This is a genomic window from Microcoleus sp. LEGE 07076 (assembly GCF_015207455.1).
In the GTDB taxonomy this organism is placed as follows: Bacteria; Cyanobacteriota; Cyanobacteriia; order Cyanobacteriales; family Microcoleaceae; genus Microcoleus.
On sequence record NZ_JADEWV010000107.1, the window covers coordinates 1 to 22544 of the forward strand.

General features: G+C 44.4%; 23 protein-coding genes, 1 rRNA gene and 1 pseudogene. 16 read left to right on the plus strand and 9 right to left on the minus strand.

Annotated elements, in window-relative coordinates; all coding sequences use genetic code 11:
• The 4 genes from IQ270_RS17710 to IQ270_RS17725 form a co-directional block, all read left to right on the plus strand.
• On the plus strand, nt 1-662 hold a 662-nt coding region (locus IQ270_RS17710), incomplete at its 5' end, for a hypothetical protein (RefSeq protein ID WP_193974468.1).
• A gap of 61 nt (nt 663-723) precedes the next feature.
• On the plus strand, nt 724-1092 hold the full coding sequence (locus IQ270_RS17715; RefSeq protein ID WP_193974469.1) for a hypothetical protein: 369 nt from the start codon (nt 724-726) through the stop codon (nt 1090-1092).
• A 57-nt stretch (nt 1093-1149) separates the two neighbouring features.
• Nucleotides 1150-2127 carry a hypothetical protein gene (locus tag IQ270_RS17720; protein WP_193974470.1) on the plus strand — a complete coding sequence of 326 codons (978 nt, stop codon included), beginning with the start codon at nt 1150-1152 and terminating at the stop codon, nt 2125-2127.
• A 162-nt stretch (nt 2128-2289) separates the two neighbouring features.
• Nucleotides 2290-3378, plus strand: coding sequence for a hypothetical protein (locus tag IQ270_RS17725; RefSeq protein WP_193974471.1), 1089 nt, complete (start codon nt 2290-2292; stop codon nt 3376-3378).
• Nucleotides 3379-3605: 227 nt separating this feature from the next.
• Here IQ270_RS17725 and IQ270_RS17730 read toward each other — a convergent pair whose 3' ends face one another.
• On the minus strand, nt 3606-3956 hold the full coding sequence (locus IQ270_RS17730; protein ID WP_193974472.1) for a CU044_2847 family protein: 351 nt from the start codon (nt 3954-3956) through the stop codon (nt 3606-3608).
• Nucleotides 3957-4103: 147 nt separating this feature from the next.
• Between IQ270_RS17730 and IQ270_RS17735 the strand changes: the two genes are divergently transcribed.
• The 4 genes and pseudogenes from IQ270_RS17735 (at nt 4104) to IQ270_RS17750 (ending at nt 8861) form a co-directional block, all read left to right on the plus strand.
• The gene (locus tag IQ270_RS17735; RefSeq protein WP_193974473.1) at nt 4104-7535 is read left to right on the plus strand and encodes a caspase family protein; all 3432 of its coding nucleotides are present in this window, start codon (nt 4104-4106) and stop codon (nt 7533-7535) included.
• A 70-nt stretch (nt 7536-7605) separates the two neighbouring features.
• A complete protein-coding gene (locus tag IQ270_RS17740; protein WP_228056466.1) occupies nt 7606-7989 on the plus strand; it encodes a hypothetical protein in 384 nt (127 codons plus the stop codon).
• Between the two features lie 95 nt (nt 7990-8084).
• Nucleotides 8085-8219, plus strand: a pseudogene (locus IQ270_RS17745) (Uma2 family endonuclease); the annotation flags it as partial.
• A 360-nt stretch (nt 8220-8579) separates the two neighbouring features.
• Nucleotides 8580-8861, plus strand: a complete 282-nt coding sequence (locus tag IQ270_RS17750) for a YiaA/YiaB family inner membrane protein (RefSeq protein ID WP_193974475.1) — start codon at nt 8580-8582, stop codon at nt 8859-8861.
• A 77-nt stretch (nt 8862-8938) separates the two neighbouring features.
• Here the strand turns inward: IQ270_RS17750 and IQ270_RS17755 are convergent, their stop codons facing one another.
• The 4 genes from IQ270_RS17755 to IQ270_RS17770 form a co-directional block, all read right to left on the minus strand.
• Nucleotides 8939-9406: a ferredoxin gene (locus tag IQ270_RS17755; protein WP_193974476.1), complete on the minus strand. Its 468-nt coding sequence runs from the start codon at nt 9404-9406 to the stop codon at nt 8939-8941.
• Between the two features lie 78 nt (nt 9407-9484).
• Complete coding sequence (locus tag IQ270_RS17760; protein WP_193974477.1) at nt 9485-9871, minus strand: DUF1257 domain-containing protein; 387 nt, start codon at nt 9869-9871, stop codon at nt 9485-9487.
• Between the two features lie 40 nt (nt 9872-9911).
• The gene (locus IQ270_RS17765; protein ID WP_193974478.1) at nt 9912-10124 is read right to left on the minus strand and encodes a DUF2997 domain-containing protein; all 213 of its coding nucleotides are present in this window, start codon (nt 10122-10124) and stop codon (nt 9912-9914) included.
• A 361-nt stretch (nt 10125-10485) separates the two neighbouring features.
• Nucleotides 10486-11334 (minus strand): ABC transporter permease, encoded by an 849-nt coding sequence (locus tag IQ270_RS17770; protein ID WP_193974479.1) that lies wholly within the window; start codon nt 11332-11334, stop codon nt 10486-10488.
• Nucleotides 11335-11435: 101 nt separating this feature from the next.
• Here IQ270_RS17770 and IQ270_RS17775 point away from each other — a divergent pair, with 101 nt between their 5' ends.
• Both IQ270_RS17775 and IQ270_RS17780 read left to right on the plus strand, forming a co-directional pair.
• Nucleotides 11436-12764 (plus strand): pitrilysin family protein, encoded by a 1329-nt coding sequence (locus IQ270_RS17775; RefSeq protein WP_193974480.1) that lies wholly within the window; start codon nt 11436-11438, stop codon nt 12762-12764.
• Nucleotides 12765-13128: 364 nt separating this feature from the next.
• The gene (locus IQ270_RS17780; protein ID WP_193974481.1) at nt 13129-14157 is read left to right on the plus strand and encodes a C39 family peptidase; all 1029 of its coding nucleotides are present in this window, start codon (nt 13129-13131) and stop codon (nt 14155-14157) included.
• A 304-nt stretch (nt 14158-14461) separates the two neighbouring features.
• On the opposite strand, the gene nadC is transcribed toward IQ270_RS17780, so the two are convergent.
• A complete protein-coding gene (gene nadC, locus IQ270_RS17785; RefSeq protein WP_193974482.1) occupies nt 14462-15322 on the minus strand; it encodes a carboxylating nicotinate-nucleotide diphosphorylase in 861 nt (286 codons plus the stop codon).
• A 173-nt stretch (nt 15323-15495) separates the two neighbouring features.
• Here nadC and IQ270_RS17790 point away from each other — a divergent pair, with 173 nt between their 5' ends.
• From IQ270_RS17790 to IQ270_RS17810, 5 genes are all read left to right on the plus strand, one after another.
• Nucleotides 15496-15705: a DUF2281 domain-containing protein gene (locus IQ270_RS17790; RefSeq protein ID WP_193974489.1), complete on the plus strand. Its 210-nt coding sequence runs from the start codon at nt 15496-15498 to the stop codon at nt 15703-15705.
• 339 nt (nt 15706-16044) lie between these two features.
• Entirely contained in the window at nt 16045-18435 is a 2391-nt protein-coding gene (locus IQ270_RS17795; RefSeq protein WP_193974490.1) for a hypothetical protein, read from the plus strand.
• Nucleotides 18436-18605: 170 nt separating this feature from the next.
• Nucleotides 18606-18833, plus strand: coding sequence for a hypothetical protein (locus IQ270_RS17800; protein ID WP_193974483.1), 228 nt, complete (start codon nt 18606-18608; stop codon nt 18831-18833).
• Nucleotides 18826-19245, plus strand: coding sequence for a putative toxin-antitoxin system toxin component, PIN family (locus IQ270_RS17805; RefSeq protein WP_228056467.1), 420 nt, complete (start codon nt 18826-18828; stop codon nt 19243-19245). The genes IQ270_RS17800 and IQ270_RS17805 overlap by 8 nt, the downstream gene beginning before the upstream one ends.
• Before the next feature lie 64 nt (nt 19246-19309).
• The gene (locus IQ270_RS17810) at nt 19310-19504 is read left to right on the plus strand and encodes a hypothetical protein (protein WP_193974485.1); all 195 of its coding nucleotides are present in this window, start codon (nt 19310-19312) and stop codon (nt 19502-19504) included.
• A gap of 54 nt (nt 19505-19558) precedes the next feature.
• On the opposite strand, the gene rrf is transcribed toward IQ270_RS17810, so the two are convergent.
• The 3 genes from rrf to sufR form a co-directional block, all read right to left on the minus strand.
• Nucleotides 19559-19675, minus strand: a 5S ribosomal RNA gene (gene rrf, locus IQ270_RS17815).
• Nucleotides 19676-19942: 267 nt separating this feature from the next.
• Entirely contained in the window at nt 19943-20314 is a 372-nt protein-coding gene (locus IQ270_RS17820; RefSeq protein WP_193974486.1) for a hypothetical protein, read from the minus strand.
• Nucleotides 20315-20458: 144 nt separating this feature from the next.
• Entirely contained in the window at nt 20459-21133 is a 675-nt protein-coding gene (sufR, locus tag IQ270_RS17825; protein ID WP_193974487.1) for an iron-sulfur cluster biosynthesis transcriptional regulator SufR, read from the minus strand.
• A 189-nt stretch (nt 21134-21322) separates the two neighbouring features.
• Between sufR and sufB the strand changes: the two genes are divergently transcribed.
• The coding region (gene sufB, locus IQ270_RS17830) for a Fe-S cluster assembly protein SufB (protein WP_193974488.1) at nt 21323-22544 on the plus strand (1222 nt) is incomplete at its 3' end.

Sequence of the window (22544 nt, forward strand, 5' to 3'; positions counted from 1 at the left end):
GTGCCAAACCGAGCAACGCTTTGCTAGTACCAGAAATCCCGATCGCAGTTCGCAACAATTGCCAAAGTGGCCAATGGGCGATCGGCGACACAGACTACGGTTCCAAGTGTTCGATCACCATCCTCAAATTTGCCAAATTCTTCGGTTCCCTCGGTCAAACTTCCCACACACTTTGGGGTCAACTTTGGTTTGTCGCAGAAACAGGCGAACTGCCCCAAGGAGTTGTCATGGTGACATACATCAAAAACCGCAGCTGGAACGACTTTAACCGTTTAGTCGCATCAGTTCAATCCCGCGGCGTAGAGCCAGCGACCGGAATTTTTATTCCCGAATTTGTCAAACATTCCGGTCAGAAACCCGACGACAGCGGAGTAGTAAAACCGATAAATTACTACAGTTTAAAATGGTCGTGGATGGAGCGGAAAGACTGGGCAGTTATCGATCAAGCAGCAGCAGTTTTATCCGATCCGAGCAATCAATCGCGGATGATTGACTTGGAAGGAACCAGGGCTATGATTTGTTTAGATAACCTACCAGCAGCACAAGTTGCCTCCTTGATGGCTGCTCACACTAGCGGTGAAAGCGATGCTATTGCTTTGAATTCTAACGGCGGTATGTCGCTACCGTCAGCGGAAGATAGAGCGACTGCTGACTTGTTCTAATTTTGTGGAAAAGGCGCGATTGAATCGCGCCTTTTCGGTAACTGTGACAGCGAAGAGTAAAATGAAGAAATTAACGAAAATCAAAACCAAACCAAACTTGCAACAAAGCCCTTTGCGAGAAAATTGCGAGCTACTCGACCAAATTCGGGCAGATACAGTTAACGACATCGAAAGTCTCACCGAAGACTTCCAGCACATGAGTGTAGTTGCCGAATCTATCCGGCGAAATTACCAAGCTTTGCTTTCTGAAAATCAACTGCTTAAAGACACACTGGTAAGTATAGTTGACGATTGCGAGTGCTGGCAATCAAATCGGTGCGAGCTCTGTAAAAAAATTCTCAAATCCCTAGAAAGCAATCATCCAGACTTGCCACCAAATGCAGCCAAAAAATATCGCTCTATTCTCAGCCAACTCCGGCATTTAGGATAGCTCAACACGTCTTATTAACAACGTGTCTAAAAGTTTGAATCAGGAGCAACAAGGATTATGACATTAGCAACTGCAAAGGATAGCAAAGCCAAAATCTTGCAAGATTTTCAGCAGATTTTAGCTGAAAAGAAAAAGATTGAATCTAAAGTCGAAACAAAAGAACAATCAGCCGAAAAAGCTAAAAACAAACAAGTCCTCGAAGTCGCCTCTACCTACACAATTGACAGCATTGTTAAAGGCTTGGCAGACTTACAATTAGATTTCGGCAGCATCACCAGCGGGCTTTCCGAAAAACTGAAGGTGGAATCTTCAAAATTAGATGAGTTAAAAAAGGCGATCGATATTGAAGCTGAACAATTACAGGAGTTGCAGCAAATTCGAGTTGTAGCAGACGCTCTCCACATTTTAACTCAAGAGCACCGGGAAAAACTGACAATCCTCGAACAAAACGCCGCCAATCAGCGCGAAGTCCTGGAAAAAGATACAACCCAAAAGCGCAAGACTTGGGAGAAAGAACAGCAAGAATTTGATGCAGCATTTCAAGAAAAAATTGCACTCACAAGTAAACAGCGGCAGCAGGAAACAGCCGATTATCAATACGAATTGCAGCGCGATCGCAAAATTGAAACCGACGAATACGAAGAAACGAAGCGCAAACTAGAACGGGAATTGCAAGAGTCTACCCGCGAAAAAGACAAAAACTGGGCAGAAAGAGAAAAAGTCCTCAGCGACAGTCAAGGGGAGTTTGAAGAGAATCAAAGAAAAGCCACCGGATTTGAAGAAGAACTCAAACAGGCTCATGTCAAAGCCAAAGAAGAAGCAATTCAAGAAGTTTCCAGCGAAGCTAAAGTCAAGGCAGATTTAGCGGATAAAGAATGGGAAGGAAGCAAGCAGGGATATGAATTGAAAGTCCAATCTTTACAGCAGACAATTGGGCGACAAACTGAACAAATTGCTGAGATTTCCGCGCAACTGCAAGCGACGATGAAGCAAGCGCAAGATTTGGCAATGAAAGCTTTTGCAAGCAAAGCTTAAAACCCCGTTCGTAGTGAGGACTTTAGTCCGCATCCGGCTTCGCAGCATCGGAATGGAAGTCCTTAGTATGAACCTGGAAGGACTGAAGTCCTTACTACGAACATAATAGGACTGAAGTCCTTAGTACGAAACAAATTCCCAAATATTAACAAATGAAAAGCCATGAACAAAAAAGTTAGCGACAAAAGCACTAAGGCTGAAATTTTAGAAGCGTACAAGGAAGCCGCGCAAGAAAAAGCTGCGTTAGAATTGCAAATTAAACAGCTAAATGCTTCTCCAAAGCAACCACCAGCAGCACCAGCACCAGAAAAACCTATTTTGGAGCCACAAAAACCAATGGCTTTAACTCAAACTCAACAAAAAATGCAGTCCACAATTGATAATTTAATCTTGCTGCAATTTGGCTTTGGTGGTGCTGTCAGCGAGTTGTCGGAAAAATTAACTTCCGAAGCTGCTAAACTGGAAGAACTGCGGCGCACAGTGGGTGAGGAAGTTCGACAACTGCAAGATTTGCATAGTTTAGAAGATGTTGCGGAAGATACGCTGGATAATTTAATTCAGCAGTACGAAGAAAGTGCGAAAACTTTTACTGACGAACTCACCGAACAGCGCGAAACTGTTGAACAGGAGTTGTTGGAACAGCGTCTTGGTTGGGAAAAAGAGCAGGAATTACAAAAGTTGGCGGTTAAAGAACGCAATAAAAATCAAGAAAAAGCTCGCGATCGGGATGAGGAGTTGTATGATTACGATCTGAATCTTCAGCGAGATTTGGATATCGAAGAATACGAACAGCGCCAGCAAAGGCTGTATCAAGAAATTGAAGAGTTTCGCCAGGAACAGGAGAAACTGTGGGCCCAACGGGAAAAATCTATTTCGGAACTGGAAAAATTGTCTGCGGAAGTTAAGGCTAAGGTGGAAGCTTTCCCGAAGGAACTGGAAGCTAATATCAAGAATGGGAAAGATTTTGGTCGCAATATTGGCAATTATCAAGCTAAGGTTAAGGCGGATTTGTCGGCTAAGGATATCGAGGGACAAAAGCAAAATTATGAGCTGCAAATTCAAGGAATGTTGCAGACTCTTCAAAATCAGGAATCGCGGATTGCTAGTTTGTCGAAACAGCTTGATTCTGCTTTGAAACAGGTTCAAGATTTGGCTGTGAAGGCGATTGAGGGTTCGTCGAATTTGAGTTCTTTCCAAGCTGTGAGGGAAATTGCGATCGAACAAGCGAAGACTCAGCAGAAAAATAAGTAATATCAATTCCGGTTCCACTCCTTATGATACAGAGGACACGGCTTATGATACAGAGGACACGGCAGTGCCGTGTCCCTACCGTGATTAATGTAGGGACACGGCACTGCCGTGTCCAGGCTGTGAGTAATATTAATTCTGATGCAAACGAAGTTTATATGAAGCATTTGGGCGACAAAGCATGGAGAAAACCGGAGATTTTATACCCAAATGTTTCACCCTCCCCAGCCTTAAGACTTTTCGCTTGCAGCAGATTTAGGAAACTTGCACTTTACCTCAATTTCTAAGTTGCTTTCTCCTGTACCTTCTGCAATGTAAGGGATGCCAGCTTTGCCACCCATTTTGATACCAAATTTCAGTGTTACTTCTTCAACCTCAGCCGCACCAAAATCTTTAAAAGCCGTGACAGCATAGATAGCATAATTGCGAATTAGCAGGCGAGCTTGCTGCATCCGGTTAAGCGCATCGCTTCCCAGGCCCCTCTCTTCATCAAAAGGACTATCGTCGTCTGAGGTTGTAGCTTCGTCAATTGTGACTTCGTATACTTCTTTATCTTCTTCAAAGGCGAAACGCTCTATCATATTGTTACCTCTTGTTAAGTTTATGTAGATTTTGCTTAAAGATCGAGCTTGCTTCCGGAAAGTTTAGTTATTATAGCGTTTAAAGGAAAACAGCGGTTCAGGGTGTTTGTCAATTAAGCCAGTATTTTTAAATTTAGGTTGAACTAAATGGCTCGTTACGCCCTTGTTATTGGTATTGCTCAGTATCACAACTCCAACCTCAAACCCCTCCCTAAAGCGGCTACTGATGCTGAAGTTGTTGCACAGGTATTAGAGGAATATGGCAAGTATACTGTTACTCGACTGCCAGAGCGCTGGAACGCTGAGACCCAACGTTTTGAAGTAGCACAGCAAAAAAGTGTTTCTGCTGATGAGGTATGTGAAGCTCTGCAAACTTTGCTCTTAAAACAAGGTACGAAAAGTGAGGTACTGATTTATTTTGCCGGTCACGGTATGACTTTTTTTGATAACTTGGGGGAGCAAAAAGGAGCATTGGCTACTTCCGACTGTCAGGTGGAAAAGGTGGGAAGACAGGTGGTCAGTTATAAATACGGGATTGATTTGTCAAGCCTCAATCGGCTAATTGAGAAGTCGAATCTGAGCAGTTTGGTAATGTTGTTGGACTGCTGTCATAGTGGATATTTTATTGAAAGTCAGCTAGTGCAACAAACTTTAAGGGCTTTCAGTACGCAAAAGGATTATTATTTAATTACGGCTTGCCGGAGTTTTGAGACTGTAAAAGCTTTGGCTGGGGAAACGCACGCGATTTTTACAGGAGCTTTGCTGAAGGGTTTGGCATCGGAAAATGCTAGTAGAAATGGGCAGGTCAGTGGCGATCGCCTATTTGATTATATCAGCAATGAACTTAAGGGCACTCAGTGGGGGCAAGAAGCGATTCGTATGGGCTGGGGCCGCTGCATTACTCTGGTAACGTATCCGCCACTAGAGACTTCGGCTACTGAAATTACTTTCGATCGCGAAAATCCGTATCTGGGACTTTCAGCTTTTGAAGCTGAACAAGAGAAGTATTTTTGTGGGCGGGAGGAAGCAGTTCGGACGCTGATTACTCACCTGACAAATAGCCGTTTTTTATCCGTTCTCGGCTATTCTGGTTCTGGCAAATCTTCATTAATTAAAGCGGGATTGTTGCCACAGTTAAGTCGGGATAGAATTCCTGGTAGCAGTCAGTGGCCAGTTGAATCTTTTACTCCTGGGAAGCAACCCCTCGGAAAACTGGTGGATATTCTAGCTCGACATCGAGATCAGAATCAGCTTTTTGTAATTTTTATAGATCAGTTTGAGGAGGTATTTACTCTCTGTGAAGATGAAGCCGAGCGAGAGAGTTTTATCCGCCTGATCGTAAAGGAGATGAATGATACTGAGCGAAAGAGCCGGATGATTATTGCACTTCGTGGAGATTTTTTAATTCGCTGTGCTAATTATCCAGAAGTTTTAAATTTGATCAATCATATTCCGACTACAACTTATATTGTGAAGTCGCTAGGGATTGAAGAGTTGCCAGAGGCGATCGAGAAACCGGCCGAACTGCACGGGGTAAAATTTGAGCGGGGGTTAGTATCCCAAATTGCCCAAGATGTGGCCGGTCAACCGGGAGCATTACCGTTGTTACAATATGCTTTGAAGGAGTTGTGGCGAGTTTGTATTGAAAAACCGGAGTTTCCAGAGCCGTTACTGACAAAAAAGGGCTATGAAGATATTGGTGGTGTTCAAGGGGCTTTGGAAAATCGAGCTAATGCAATCTATGAAAGTCTTATTGAGGGCGATCGCCTTTTTGTACGCAAACTATTTATAGAGTTGGTGCAGTTGGGTGAGGGTACGGAGGTAACGCGCCGGCGGGTTGATTGGGGTAGAGTAAAGGACATCGCAGATTCTACTGAGCAGTTGGATCGAGTAATTGGGCTGTTGGCTGGGGCGCAGCAGCGTTTGATTATTGTGGATGAAAATATAGTGGAAGTGGCCCATGAAGCTTTGTTGTGTCGGTGGAAATTGGTGAGTGGTTGGATTGAAGAGGATCTGGAAAATATTCGGATTAGTCGGCGGTTAGAGACAGCTTGTCGGGAGTGGAAGGAGAGTTATGGTAAGTCGGATGATGACCTGCTGACGGGGGCGCGATTGGCGGAGGTTGAGGAGTGGGAGAGGAGGGTGGTGCCAAAGTTGACTGGGGATCAGAGGGAGTTTTTGGAGAAAAGTGTGGGTAGGCGCGATCGGGAGCTGCAACAGCAAATCAATAGATTAGAAAAGGAAATACAACTGACGGATGAAAAATTTAAGGCTCAAAAGCAAAGAACGAAATGGGCGATCGCGTCTGGGGTACTTTTAACATTTACTCTTGGCTTGGGACTACTGACTAATGTGCTTGCAAGTCAGAAGAAACAACGGGAGGCGCTCGCTGTAGGAACTTTAATAGGTAAAGCTGAACAACTATTAGATAGCCACAACCAACTTGAAGCAATGGTAGCAAGTCTGGAAGCTCTTAAGCAAATAAAAGCTATAGGAATAGAAGATCATAATGACTTAGTAAGAATTCAAACCTTAGTCTCTAAAGTACGAGAGCGTAATCGTTTACAAGGGCATAGACTGAGTGTAAGCAGTGTCAGCTTTAGCCCTAATGCTAAAGACAACCTGATTGCTTCTAGTGGGCCGGATAAAACAGTAAGGCTTTGGAAAACAGATGGTACTCAAGGGAAGATTCTTAAAGATCATACTGATAAAGTCTGGACTGTAAGTTTTAGTCCTGATGGTCAGTACATTGCTTCTGGAAGTGCTGATAAAACCATAAAGATTTGGCGTAAAGAAGGAACTTTATTCACGACGCTGAAGGGACATCAAGGAGCAATTTCTCATCTTAGCTTTAGCCCAGATGGTCAAACTATTGCTTCCGCTAGTAACGATAGAACTATTAGACTATGGCAGTGGAAAAATACCAGCAATACACCTAAAATATTCAGTGGACATAAAGACGTAGTTTACAGCGTAAAGTTTAGTCCTAACGGTCAACTTCTTGTTTCTGGTAGTGGTGATAAGACCATAAAGCTATGGAAAGTAGATGGAACATTATTGAGTACACTGACTCAACATGAAGGAGCAGTAAACTTTGTAACTTTTGGCTCTGATAGTAAAACATTAGCTTCTATTAGCGATGATAATACTCTCAGATTTTGGAAATCGCAAAGAGATCCTCTTGTGGTAAAAAAAGATCGTGATGATTTTGTATCAAAAATTATCACAAAGGATGATAATAAGATGCTGGCCGTAACATTTAGCCCCAATGGCGAACTGATTGCTTATGCAAATGCAGAGGGAAAAATCGGACTTTGGAAGGTAGATGGTACTTCATTACCTCCTCTAGAAGGGCATATTGGTCAAGTCAATGAAGTAAGCTTCAGTCCTGACGGTCAGACAATTATTACAGGAGGTCGTGATAAAACTGTAAGAATATGGAATTTAAACGACACTAACTATAGCCCTACAGAAATCAACACGAATCAAATGATTATCAATGTGTGCGGAAGACTGAAACAATATTTGAATAGTAACAAATCTGCCCACAAAAAATATGCGGGTATATGTTATAAGTAAATGAACAGCATACCTAATGTTTGGATCAAAAATAGTATGACAGATAAATTAAATCATGGAAAAAAATGCAATGAATACTTTAGAAGCATCAATAGAAATTTTAAAAATAGTAACATCCGCTCCATCTCTTAAGGGATTAGATATTGAGTCTAAAACTGATAAGATTCTTGAAAGCTTCCAAAAAATTTATGAAAGGATAGATTCAATAGTCAATCAAGACAAACGAGATGATAGTTGGGATGATACCTTACCAGGAACTTTTGATATTACTTTAAAAGGTAACATGGCAGTAGAAGTTATCGACCCTACTTTAAAAGGTAGCATGGCAGTAGAAGTTATCGACCCTACTTTAAAAGGTAGCATGGCAGTAGAAGTTATCGACCCTACTTTAAAAAGTGGTATGAACATAGATATAATGGGACTCGATCCTACTATAAGAGGTAGCCAGAAGTGAGCTTTTATTATCCTTCCCCAAAAAAACGCTCGCCCCCTCACCTCTCTCACCCCCAGCCGCTATACTAAAATCAGCACGCCCAACCATCAAACAGCATGGTACAACAACTCACCCCTGAAACCAAACCAGAAATTATCTACCGAGACAGCGACGGAGAACCAATGTCCGACAATACCAAACAATTCCGATGGATTGTCACTATTAAAGAAAATCTAGAAATCTTGTTTGCCAGCATCCTACCCAAGCTGAACAACAACGGCAGCGTGCACAGGAAGCGCCAACTTGAACCAGAACGAGAGCGTTATCAAGCTTTGCTACAACAAATACAGTAGCAAACCATAGACGCCGACCCTAGTAATTAACAAAACGAATCCAACTAATCAATCTCCCTTAGTCCAGTTTCCCAACTGTCTACTCCCCACCACTCTTTCGATCGCCTTAAACCCTATCTACAGCGTTCTAATTTTTAGTAAAAAGCCCGATCGCACTGTTCACTTATCGAAACTGTCCCCTGCTCTCCTGACCGCTTCAGTCGCACTCTCTATGCTTTAAGTTAATCAACCAAAAGATATATTTGACTTAGAGGCACTATGCAGAAACAAATCATACGCCAAAAAGATACTAATGCTTGGATACTTCAGTGCTGGGTTTCTTTTATTGTTGCCCTGTCCGCAACTACTGTAGGTATCATTTATTTACAGGTAGATCCTTGGCAAAAAGCATTTATGGGTATGGGTTTAACTTTTTCTGTCGGCTCGTCTTTTACTTTAGCAAAAACCATTCGCGATAACAACGAGGCAACAACATTAACTGCCAGAATTGACGAAGCGAGAGTTGAGAAAATTCTGGCTGACCATCATCCTCTCAAATGAATTTGAAGGAGAGAATGGATACAAAAACAGCCCGCGCGGGCTGTTTTTGTTGAGCCTGATGGGAAAATCTGGGGATGTCAATGGCTACCTTTGAACTTACGATCGCCCTTACTCTTTCGACGCTGGCGAACACCGGCCCGAACGGTCGCCAAATCCACCGGAAAACCAATTAAAGGAATCACCTGATCCTGGCGTTCTTCTTCCAGATTCTTGAGTTCGGTGTAGTCAACCCAGTGAATGCAATTTACCGGACAAGTGTCGATCGCCTCAGCAATCAACTCTTCAGAATCCCCGTCTTGTCGAACTACGCGCGATCGCCCGTAATCCGGCTCAATGTAGAAAGTATTGCGAGCAACATGAGCGCAGTGCTTGCAGCCAATGCAGGTAATCTCATCAACATAGACACCTTTTTGGCGAAACACACCGCCCAACTCCGGTTCCAAACCAGTGCGATCGGGCGCATCCCGCAAAAATCCGCCCAACTCCGGCTCTAAACCAGAGCGATCGCCTGCTGTATCTATTCCGAGTCCAGAAAGCTCAGACATTTAGATCCCTCACAATAATAAATAAGTCCGCCTGGGCGGACTTTAGATGAAACAAGATTGTAAAAATCTCGAACAACCTTAAGCGCACCAGCGCTGTACCACCAAGCGGATCGAACCGTCTTGATTTTGCTTTTGCTCAGAAACTTGGAAACCCTGCTTAGCGCTTTCATTCACCACAGTATGGTAAGCATAGCGCTGAGTCACCTTATTCAGAAAACGGTCTACAGACCAAGCTTGCTGCCAAAATTGCAAATCCGCCACCAATTCATACTCAGTCCCGTTCCAGCTAAAACCTAAGTCATAGCCGTTTTCTTGCTCAATAACCACCTCAGCAGTGCTGGTGAGGCCGCGATAGCCGCGCACCTCCGTGGGGCCCGACTTCCAGTCGATACCCAAGTCAGTTAAAGCAGCTTCCAAAGAATTCAAATTGCGGATCTGGGTTTTAATTTGGCTAAAGTGTGACATGGTGGTTTCAAAATAATTTAAGTGAACTGAACAAAAAAGATTACCAATCGCTAAAAGCCACTTGTTGGGCCGTCGCTTCGGCTGACTGATGTAGCACTTGCGCGAAATATTCAGATGTTGACTCTTGATGAAGCACCACACCGAGCTGGGCTTCAATTGCTGCCGTTACCTCAGCGCAGGAAGCACCGACAATGCCGGTGACTGTTTCCTGTACGCGACCATCTGGATAAATCACAAACTCTAGTGTTTCCATAATTCGGGCTGACTAAATAGGAACAATGAAATCAGACACCGACGCCCGATCGCCGGGTACGATGCCTCCTGAAGTCGCTTCTTGAGAGTTGGCTGACTCGCCGCTATATCAATTTTGACTAATTGATAGGTTTTGAGTCACAACTTAACAGAACTTATTAATATGTAGGAGCAATACGTCAGTGTTATGTAAAGTTTCGCGTAGATCGTGACACCAGTCAAGTCATCTGAAGGAAGAAGGAAGAAGGAAGAGGGAAGAGGGAATTAGAGGGAAGAGGGGATGAACCGCAGAGGGCGCAGAGGGCGCAGAGGGAAGAAGGGAGAAGGTAAAAGGCAAAAGTATAAATTCCCCATCTCGTCCTCTAATTTTCTCTGGGGTCTAAAACGTCTCGCAGCCCGTCGCCTAAAAGGTTGAAACCGAGAACTGTCAAGGTAATGAGCAAACCGGGAAACAAAATAGTCCAAGGAGATGAAAGAGCGTATCCGCCTTTGAAAGCATCGGAAAGCATTGTCCCCAACTCTGGGGCTGGCGGCTGCGCGCCCAAACCCAAAAAACCTAAACCAGCAGCTTCTAGGGTGGCTGTACCAATTGAAAGAGTTGCTTGTACAACTAGAGGTGCGAGACTTCCGGGCAAAATGTGGCGAAAAATAATCCGCAAGTCGCTGGCGCCCAAGGCTTTGACAGCTAAGACAAATTCTTGTTCTCGCAGAGATAGCACCATGCTGCGGGTGAGGCGGATGTAAATGGGAATTTGGACGGCGCTGACGGCGATAATTACGCTTTGCAGGCTCGGCCCGGTGACGGTGACAACGGCGATCGCCAGTAAGATTGAAGGAAACGCTAGCAAAATATCCGCCAAAGTGCAGATCGCCACAGCAGCCGGGCCCCGAAAATAGCCGGCGAAGAGCCCCAAAACCGCTCCCAGAAATAACCCCGCGCTCACAGAAACGACGCTCACAAGCAAAGATATCCCCAATCCGTGCCACACCCGCACCAACAAATCTCGCCCTAAACCGTCGGTGCCGAACCAATGTTTAGCGCTAGGAGCGGCTAAGCGCAACAAATAATCTCGATCGACCGCAGCATCGTAGGAGTGAAGCAGAGGAGCTAACAGTGCCGAAAAAACCAGCGCTACAGTCAAAATTAAGCCAATTTTTCCCGAGGTCGATCGGTCAAATCGCTGCCAAGCTGGCTGTGAAAATAGTGACATAATAAATTTATCAAAACCTGTGATCGCGCCAGATGCCGGATATTCGATGTTTTTTGTAAAGACCTTTAAGATATAAAAGAAAAGGTAAATTTAAAACACCAATGACATCAACCCTACTCAAACCATCCTCCCGATCGCCCCTCAACGCCCCAACAGTGCGCCATTTCCCCAACGGCCTGACAGTTATAGCGGAACACTTGCCGGTCGATGCCGTTAACCTCAGCGTGTGGATGAATCTCGGTTCAGCCGTCGAATCCGACGAAATCAACGGCATGGCTCACTTTTTGGAACACATGATTTTTAAAGGAACTCCCAGCATCAAAAGCGGAGAATTTGAGCGGGCGATCGAGCAGCGCGGTGCTGTCACCAATGCCGCCACCAGCCAAGATTACACTAACTATTACATCACCACAGCCCCTAAAGATTTTGCTGAACTAGCTCCCTTACAAGTCGATGTCTTGCTCAACGCCAGCATTCCAGACGACGCTTTCGAGCGGGAACGGCTGGTAGTATTGGAAGAAATTAGACGCTCCGAAGACAATCCCCGCCGCCGCACCTATCACCGATCGATGCAATTAGCCTTTGAAGTCCTGCCCTACAAGCGAGCGGTACTGGGCCCGACTTCCGTCATCGAAAATCTTACCGCCCAACAAATGCGGGATTTCCACAGCAGCAGATATCAGCCCGGGGCGATGACAGCAGTCGCTGTAGGCAATTTGCCGGTCGAGAGGCTCGTAGAAATTGTCGCAGACAGTTTTGCGGCCAAAAGCACAGCACAAAATCGACCCATAAATCCGCCAGATGTCGGCAACTTTCACCCAGAATCCGAAATTCTCAACTACGGCAAAGAATCGCCCTTTACCGAAACAGTCCGCCGCGAATTTGTAGACTCTGCACTCCAGCAAGCCAGACTGATGGTGATGTGGCGAGTACCCGGTTTGCTGGAAATGTCCGAAACCTATGCCTTAGACGTTTTGGCGACAATCTTGGGCCACGGCCGCACCACTCGCTTGGTTAAGGAGTTGCGCGAAGAAAGAGGGCTAGTCTCGTCAATTTCCGTCAGCAACATGACTCAGCGGCTCGGGGGCGTATTCTCGATTTCGGCTAAACTAGCGACAGAAAACTTGGCAGAAGTCGAATCAGCCATCGTGGGACACATCCGCACTCTGCAAACCGAACTGGTGACAGATGCCGAAATTTCCCGCATCCGCACCCAAGTAGCAAATCGGTTTATCTTCGGTAACGAAACTCCCAGCGATCGAGCAAGTTTGTACGGTTACTATCACTCAATGCTAGGAGATATCGCTCCCGCCCTCAACTACTCCGCCTGCATCCAAGCTATAACAGCGCCGGATATCCGGGAAGCCGCCGTCAAATATCTGTCTCCCGACGCGATGGGCGTTGTGGTAATTCGCCCCGAAGCAGCATAAACCCGACTGCTTCCTTCCCAGGCGCAATCGTTTGCTTGTCAAGCTAGGGAGCACAAAGAAGGTAAATCATCACCTTCTTTGATTTGAGAATACTGTGTCATATCGTGTCCGATCTACGATCTTCACAAAAAAAGGTTAGTAATGCGGACTAAAGTCCGCTCTTAAGTTGCGGACTAAAGTCCGCACTACGAACCAATCTTATTACGATCGATCGATCGGACAGGATATCAAGTTCGATCGCACTCCGCCTTAAAGGTTTTGTATCGAATCATGAATTTAAAGCTTTTAATGTACGGGCGATCGGTAAAATTGCCGTAATTTTCTGAGAGTATAAACTTGGAATCGTTGAAGCGTGCAGGGAAGCATGAAATTACAAAACTTTCTCAACTCAAAAATTAGGTACGATGCCAAAGCAATCGCTGCTGACGACGAACTCAGCCGCCAAATTCAAAGCCGCCTCATCGACCTGGGTTTACTGAAACCTCCAGTAGACGGCATCTTTGGCCCACTTTCTACCGCCGCCCTCCACCGATTTCAAACCTTGACGAAGTGTGGCGAACCGGGTTTTTTGGGAGCAATCACAGCCAAAAAGCTGATCGAAACGAAAACAACGGACATTCCCACACCTCGCCCGCTGCTGAAAACGCTCAAAGACACCATTTTTAAATCAAAACCCCTAGCCTCTTCTCAGCTTCAGGAATCAGAAAAACAAGTCATCCCAGCGGGAAAAGAGTTTGAACTCCTAGCTTTTGCTCCGATTCGCGGCCACATCAGAGTTGCTCTCCGCAACCAGTCTTTCAAAAATTCAGGGATTTGGTATGTTTACGGAGGACACGCTCAAGTTACTCTAGACGGCGTTTTGCTTTATCCCAAACCAAATCCGCCAACAGTCAGACTTGGCATTCCTTATCGATCGCAAATGGATAACTTCTACAATCCTACAGGTGCTTGTAACGTAACTTCCATAGCGATGTGTCTGGACTTTTTGAGAGTGCCGCGGCGCAACAGAACCGGACAATATGAAGACGAACTTTACGAATATGCGATCTCCAAAGGTTACAGTCGCTGGGACCCCTACGATTTAGCAAAAATTGTTAAAGATTACGGCGCTCAAGATTTCTATACCGAGAATGCAACTATTGATGACGTTCAAGATTGGCTGGCGAGCGGAAATCCCGCTGTCATGCACGGATACTTCACGTCTTTCGGTCACATTATAGTTGCTGCGGGCTACGACAGCGAAGGATTCTTTGTTCACGACCCTTATGGCGAGTGGTTCCCAGGCGGCTACGATACAAGTGTCAGCGGTGCCTACTTGCACTATTCCTATCGCTTAATCCGCAGCGTCTGTATGGCTGATGGGAATTTTTGGGTGCATTTTATCTCGAAGTAATTGGTTATTGGTTATTGGTTATTTGTTATTTGTTATTGGTAATAACTAACCAATAGTTGACTGTTGACTATCAGCAACTCAGGACACCGCAATCGGTTTGATATTTGATAGGGTGCATCTGGTTTTTGAAGCCTGAAGAAGCATGACCGCATATAAGTTATTAGTTATAATCCCATATTGACGGAGGTCATGCTTCGCCCCTACAAACATATTTGCCAAAGTTGAGATGCACCCGTTTGATATAGCAACCAACAACTAACAACAAATAACAAATAACCACTAACTAATAACCACTAACTAATAACTAACTATTAATTTTCATGCTCAAATCGAGCCAAGTCGATCGCGTAATCGGAGCACTGGTAGAAATATAATCAACTCCGGTTTCGGCTACACTCCGAATAGTTTCTAAAGTCACATTCCCAGAAGCTTCAATTTTCACCCGATCGCTCTTTTCGCGAATTATTGCCACAGCCTGCCGCATCAGATCGCAGGACATATTATCTAACATGATAATATCCGCCTTGTGCTGCAATGCTGTCTGCACTTCGGCGAGAGTTTCGGTTTCGACTTCGATTGTCAGCGGATAGGGGATAGAATTGCGAATTAGGGCGATCGCCTCGGCAATTCCCCCAGCCGCCGCAATGTGATTGTCTTTAATCATCACCGCATCATCTAATCCCATCCGGTGATTGCAAGCACCGCCGATTTGAGTCGCGTATTTTTCCAACAATCTCAACCCCGGTGTTGTCTTGCGCGTATCCACCAATTGCACTGGCAAATCGGCAATTTTGTCAACATATTTCTGAGTTAAAGTAGCGATGCCGCTCAAACGCATTGCCAAGTTTAAAGCTACTCTTTCTCCGGTTAGCAGCGCATCGAAATTGCCGGAAATCTCTGCAATTACTTCTCCTTTTTCGCACAGTTTCCCTTCGGGTACTTGGGGGAGGAAACTGAGGTTGCTGTCTAAAAGTTTAAAAGTGCGATGTGCGATCGGCAATCCGGCTATGACTCCAGCTTCTTTGACTATCCATTTAGCAGTACCCTGGATGCTGGCTGCGGGGAATAAGGCCGATGTTGTGCGATCGCCCCTACCGATATCTTCTAGCAGCCAGTTGTGCAATAGGGAGTCTAAAACTATCCAAGGTGGCAATATTGCTTTCATGTTTTCTTTGTGATTCCTGCTATTAGGAACGATAGTCGATCGGGTAGTTTTAGGCAAGTTGCAGAATGATTATGGTGTGAGTGCGATTTTGGGCTAGATAATGGGATATTCTGTTGCTGACATTGGGTTTTGGTGTTTTAATGGAGTGGATGGGGCGATCGCGAGAAGAAACCATGATACAGCCAGTCATTTTAGAAAAACTAGAAGAACTCCCTGAGTCTCTTCAGACAGAAGTGCTTCATTATATTGAGTTTTTGATCGAAAAGCAGGCTAAAAACTTAAGTCAAGAAAAGCAGACAAAGCGAGGCGGACTTGGAATTTGGAAAGATAAAATCTGGATGTCTGATGATTTTGATGAACCTCTAGAAGATTTAAAGGATTAGTCGATCGCACAATTTTAGGCAAGTTGCAGAATAATCTGGCCGCGCGGATGTCCTTGTTGGCTTAATTACAGTTTGCTCAACAGGCGCAGTTTTGTAGTCAATCACCTGTTGACAAAGTTGGGTGTCGGTGATTTAATAGAGTGAGTTTGCTTTGGCGCCAGGAAAATTTCGCCAAAAAAACAAGCTTATCCCATTTAGGAGCAATCAGAGGCTTTGGGGTGGGCCACTAGGGCTAAGGGTAAGTTTGCTAGTAAATTTTGAAGTAACGAAGTTGATAAATTAGAGTTCGGAATTGATTATTTCGCCTAAAAACTACATTCAAGCTACAAATACTCAGTTATGACTAACCTAAATATTTCTCCTCTCAAGCGTCGCTCTTTTCTTAGTTATGTTGCTTTAGGTACTTTGGGTTTATTGACAAAAGACTTGCTCGATCCAGCTAGCGCTATGGCTGATAGCGAGGGATTAGGCAAAAATTTCTCTACCTTGGAGAACTATCATATTTTTGTTCCTTATACAACAGCCCGCAACGGAGGAAAAGAAACATTGACTTTGCGATCTGGAGAACCTTGTCAGGTAGCAATTCCCTCCAAAGCTCAAGATAGCCAAGAGATTACCATCAAAGGGCGCGGTCAAGACGGTAAAGATATTACTGTAGTTTTGCATACCTTATACGATCGACAACTTAGAATAGCCGATCAAGTTTATCAAGAAATTGACAAAAATACGCAATTTCTCAAAGAAGCAAGCAAAGCTAAATGCAAATTTGTTTATGAGCAAATCGAGGATGGTGAGTATATTGACGATGTGAGTGCCTTAGATTTGCTTGATTATGTGATATCGTCCTCAAAGCTAGACAAAAAAATTAAAGAGCGTTACGAAATCGCCAGTAACAATTCGCGCTTACTCGGAACTGAGCAAGCCATTGAAATGGCATTAAGTCAATCTAAACTAACTGAGGCAGAAAAGAAACTAATTAGAGGGACTTTTGCCTCCGTCCGTGCCGGCGAACCTGTTCCTGACTTTAAGGCGCTCACAGATATTGACTCAATTGTTGCCGCGTCGGCACTGCCTTTAGAAATCAAACAATACTACCTTTCAGCCAGTACCAAGATAGCAGCCTTAACAGTGGACTTCATTCTTGTAAAACTGATCGAGGAAAACCAAAAATTAACTCCCGCTCAACCGAATAAGTACCTGTCAACTTATCAGCAGGTACGTGCTGGAAAAACAGTAGAAGATGCCGCAGCTTTAAAATCCCTAGACTCATTCATCAGTAATGCTGAAATTCCAGAAAATGCTAAAGTTGTTTACTCAATAGCAAGCAAACACAATTTAGATAATCAAGTTGCTTCTGGTGAAAAAGCCGATGCTTTTGTCCCAACTGATCAAGAATTCAAAAAACTGATGGATGATGCTAAAAAAAGAGGAGCAGCAATTGTTCCAGTAGCTAATAAACTACTGAGTATGTTCGGAGTAGAAACAGCAACAGGTGTCACTATTAGCAGTTTGTCTGGGGCGGCTGCAACCAACGCGACTTTAGCTTTTTTAGGTGGTGGTTCTGTCGCGGCTGGTGGTTTAGGAATGCTGGGTGGTTTAGCAGTAGTAACAGGAGGAGCCGCGTTAATTGGAGCCGCAGGAGTCCTGTCTATTGCGTTAGTCTCAGAAATGGATAGCGAAGACCAAAAAAACCTGGGAATTGCAATTGGTACAGGAACAGTCGCCGGTACTGCAACTATTTTAGCTGCTTGGACTGCTGCGACTGCTTTGGAAGTAGCCGGTACATTGTCTGGTGCTGCTGCTATTACTGCCACTATTTCGGCTCTTGGGGGACTCGGTTTAATCACGGGCGGTACTGCTGTTGTTGCAGGGGGTGTAGCAATTGGAATTTGGTCATTTCGCAAATCTGTAAAGACTCGCGATTCATCCATGCTGCACCAGTTAGAAACTCGAACCTACACCTATACTGAAGAAACCATTCCGGGTTATTTAGGCGAATTTTTGCAAAAGAATATAAAAGAAAAATACCAATTGGAGGAGGGATTCTCTGCTCCTAATATCCCCTTAGATAAACTGTCAAACGCGCTATCTTCATGGCTATCTCTTAACTCTGGAGAAAAAGTAATCGCTTTGATAGACAACAGTGTTTTTAATGATGCAAAAGAGGGGGTTGTATTTACAAACGAAAAAATCGCTTGGAAAGTATTTTTTGGTTCAGAAGCTAATGCCATTAACTATGAAACTTTAGCAAAATTTGTCAAGAAGGAAAGCAAATTAACTTCACTGCTATCTGACGCGAAGCAGAAACAGGAGTTGTCTAAGTTGAAAAAGGTAGTAGATATTTTGTCAGACGAGAAATACTCTACCAATTTATCTAAGTTGCAAGAGTTAGTAGCTATGGTGGGGAGTGACAAAAACTTATCAGATCTGGTTTCTAATGAGAAGTATAAAAACAAGTTGCCAAAATTAAAAAATGCAGTAGCTATTTTATCAGACGAGAAGTACAGTCAGAACTTGTCTAAGTTGAAAGATGTTGTAGATGTCTTATCTAATGAACCTGATTTAGTAAAGTTTTTCTCGTCGCAATTAGTTTCACAGCTATCTGAGAAGAACTATACCAAGGACTTGTCTAGGTTAAAAGAGGTAGTAGATAGGTTTCTAAATGAATCTGACAAGGACAATTTCACTAAATTGCTTCGACAAATTGGTCAAAAATATAGCACAGTTTAGGTAGCAACTTTTGCCCGCGATTCTGGCTATGAGGAAGGCGGAAGGCGATCGCCCACTCTTGAGTGCTAAAATAAGGGCGATCGCCTGTGATGATTGTGTTAAAATATGGTTCGATTCCCCCGCAATTCTAGCTTATTTGAAAACAGTCATTAAAACATCACATAACCATCATGCAAACCAAAACGATCGCAATTCGCGTCAATGCTGAAGTTGCTAAGATATTTGAGGCTGCTTCTGAAGAACAGCGTCGTAAATTGGAGGCATTACTTAGCCTGAAACTTAGTGATGCAATTCGACGCAAAAGACCCCTAGAGGAGGTAATGAGTGAGATGAGTCGGAATGCTCAAGCGCGAGGATTGACCCCAGAAATTTTGGATTCAATTCTTTTTGATGAGTAAGATGCGCTACGTTTTTGATACAAATGCAATTGTCAGTGCGATTCTGTTTGATAACAGTAAACCCGATCGCGCCCTTCGATATGCTTTAGCAAACGGAGAGGTGTTACTATCACTTGAACTGCTAGAAGAATTGAATGAGGTATTGGGTCGCGAAAAATTTAATCGGTATGTCACAAGTGAAGAAAGGGAGGAATTTTTAGCAGCCTTGGTGGACAGGGCGGTTCTGGTAGAGATAATTGACAATGTGCAAGAGTGTCGAGATCCAAAAGATGACAAGGTTTTGGAGTTGGCATTAAATGGAGAAGCGAACTATATCATCACTGGTGACAGGGATTTGCTCGTATTGCACCCATTTCGTGGTGTGGTAGTAATCACAGCAGACGAGTTTTTGAAGACGATCGAATCAGATTAGTTTTGATTTCGGATACGAGTTGCCGATTCTTTGTACGCCTTATGAACTACTAGGAAATTAATTTATGTTGCAAGATGAAATCGTAGAAGAAATTCACAATATTCGTCAAGAGTATGCCAAGTCTTTCAATTATGACTTGGACGCAATATTTGCAGACTTGCAGAAGAAACAAGCTGAAAGCGGCAGAGAAGTTGTGAAATTGTCGCCAAAGCGCGTCCTCACAGGGCGTTGGAGCGGACGGGGCAAAAATATTATGTGAAAAAACTAAAGCTCTTTTCCGTTGTTGCGGGAAAAGAGCTTTAATTTATTATTAACCTGGCACCGAGCTATTTTACCGGGCAGTGACCCGCCGAGTATCTTCGCCATAGCAACGTTTAACAACCGAGTTCGGGATGGATCGGAGTGGTTCCATTACATCATAAGCACCAGGAAAGCTTTAAAAACTTTGAATCCTGTGTCTGCGTTAAATTTGATGCGCTGCATCTTTTTCGCTCGACATTTATTAGATTACCAAACTCCCCTAAGTTTGTCAACCCCTTTTTGAAAATATTTTTTTGCCCCTTACGATAGTGGGAGTCTAGAAACCGGGTTTTTCTCGAAAATACTGCGTTGCAGCCCACAAACTCGGTAAAAACCCGGTTTCTGTGGTCGAAGCGCGCCACCCCGATCGCAAATCCAAAAACCCAGCCTCCACACCCTACTCTCTGCGAATCTTCGCATCCTTCTCAAACCACGCCACAACCTGCTTAACTGTTAATTGCTCGATCGCCCCTTCAGATTCTGCCGCAATTTGCCTCAACGGCCGCAAAGACGCAATCACCAAATTCGTAAAAAAGTTTTCAAAACTAGCATCAACTTGAATTGACTGCTGAATACTCTGATCATTCCTCACCCAATCCATCACCTGCTGATTGCTCACCTCGGCCACCGCCAAACCAGTCTCCCCAGCAATTTGCTTGAGCACCCTCAAAGCATAAATTGCCAACCGCGCCGAAAACTTCTCCTTCGACGACAACAGCGCCATATCAACTTCCGCACACTCTTCCGGCTTTAAAAAATCAGATTCCATAGTTATTTGTTATTTGTTATTTGTTATTTGTTATTTGTTATTTGTTATTTGTTATTTGTTATTTGTTATTTGTTACTTGTTATTTGTTATTTGTTATTTGTTGTTTGTTACAACTGCCAACTGCCAACAGTCAACAGTCAACAGTCAACAGTCAACAGTCAATTTTCTAGCAATCAAATAACCGCAGCGATGTTCCCCATCAATAATCCAGTGAGTCCGCTCCACAGTACAATCCGGCAACACAGCCGCAAACATCTCCAACTCATTGCCACAGACACTCGGAAAAGTTTCAGCCACATTAGAAATAGCACAATTGTGTTCCATAAACACAAATCGATCGCCCTTAGTATTAAAATCAGAATTGCGATCGTCCACAGGATAACACTCCGCCATATAACCTTCAGCCTTGCGAAGCTCCACCAACCCACTCACCCGCTCTTGCAGCGAACCCGCACCCACCAACCGACGGTACTCCATCGCCTTGCGTTCCCACTGCTTTTGCAGAATCGAAATCACTTGCTCACGCCCAACAGTCTCAGCCAAAGTATCCAGAAAAGACACTGCAAAATCGCCGTAACGATTCCCGAAGCGATCGCGCCCCAGACTGGTAAGCTCATAAATATGCTGTGGGCGCCCCATACCAGCTTGAACCGACTGATACTGAATCAGCCCCTCCCCCTCCAAATCCTTCAAATGACGGCGAATTGCTTGCGGGCTCATCTCCAAAGACTCCGCCAACTCAAGAGCCGTTGCTTTATCCCCCTTGAGCAAAAACTGCAAGATATCTTGTTTAGTGGAAGTCTGCTGAGTCTGCATCATCTTCACAAAAAAATATTTCTGAGACTTTGACAATATCACTATTGTTAATGTAGCTTAAAATATAGTAAAGCAACAAACCAGTTGTTTAACTGAACCGAGCAGTCCAGCAGAACTCGCTCAAGCCCAGATAGTTATTGCCCCGTCTGCCATCTTTGAGAGCATTATCTAGAACACTGAACACGCAAAATCATGAGCTCTACAGTCACAACCTTAGTCAACCAGCCATACAAATACGGTTTCGTCACCGACATCGAGTCAGACACCATCCCCCGCGGCTTGAGCGAAGATGTAGTACGGCTGATTTCCGCCAAGAAAAACGAACCGGAATTCATGCTGCAATTCCGCCTCAAAGCATACCGGAAGTGGCTGACAATGACCGAGCCCACCTGGCCTCATGTCAACTATCCGGCGATCGACTACCAACAAATTATCTACTATTCCGCGCCAAAACAAAAGCCAAAAAAACTCAACAGTTTGGAAGAAGTTGACCCGACACTCCTCGAAACCTTCGAGAAACTAGGCATTCCCCTCTCCGAACAAAAGCGCCTCGGAAATGTCGCCGTCGATGCCGTTTTCGACAGCGTTTCCATCGCCACAACATTTAGAGAAAAACTCGCCAAAGACGGCGTTATCTTCTGTTCCATCTCCGAAGCAGTCAAAGATTATCCCGAACTCATAGAAAAATATCTCGGTAGCGTCGTACCAGTTGGCGACAACTTTTTCGCAGCCCTCAACTCCGCCGTATTCAGCGACGGTTCCTTCGTGTACATTCCCAAAGGCGTCAAATGCCCGATGGAATTATCCACCTATTTTCGCATCAACAACGGAGATTCCGGCCAGTTCGAGCGCACCTTAATTGTCGCAGAAGAAAACAGCTCTGTCTCTTACCTCGAAGGCTGCACCGCACCCATGTTTGACACCAACCAACTACACGCCGCCGTCGTGGAATTGGTAACAATGGATAACGCGGATATCAAATACTCAACAGTCCAAAACTGGTACGCCGGCGACGCCAATGGCAAAGGCGGCATTTACAACTTTGTGACCAAGCGCGGCCTATGTCAAGGAGTCAATTCCAAGATTTCTTGGACGCAAGTAGAAACAGGTTCCGCGATTACATGGAAATATCCCAGTTGCGTATTAGTCGGCGACAACTCCGTAGGCGAATTCTACTCAGTAGCACTGACAAACAACAAACAACAAGCCGATACTGGAACCAAAATGATCCACATCGGAAAAAATACTCGCAGCACGATTATTTCCAAGGGAATTTCGGCCGGAAATTCTGCCAATAGCTATCGCGGCTTAGTAAAAATGGGGCCTAGTGCTAAAGGCGCTCGGAATTATTCTCAGTGCGATTCCATGCTGATTGGCGACAACGCTCAAGCGAATACTTTCCCCTATATTCAAG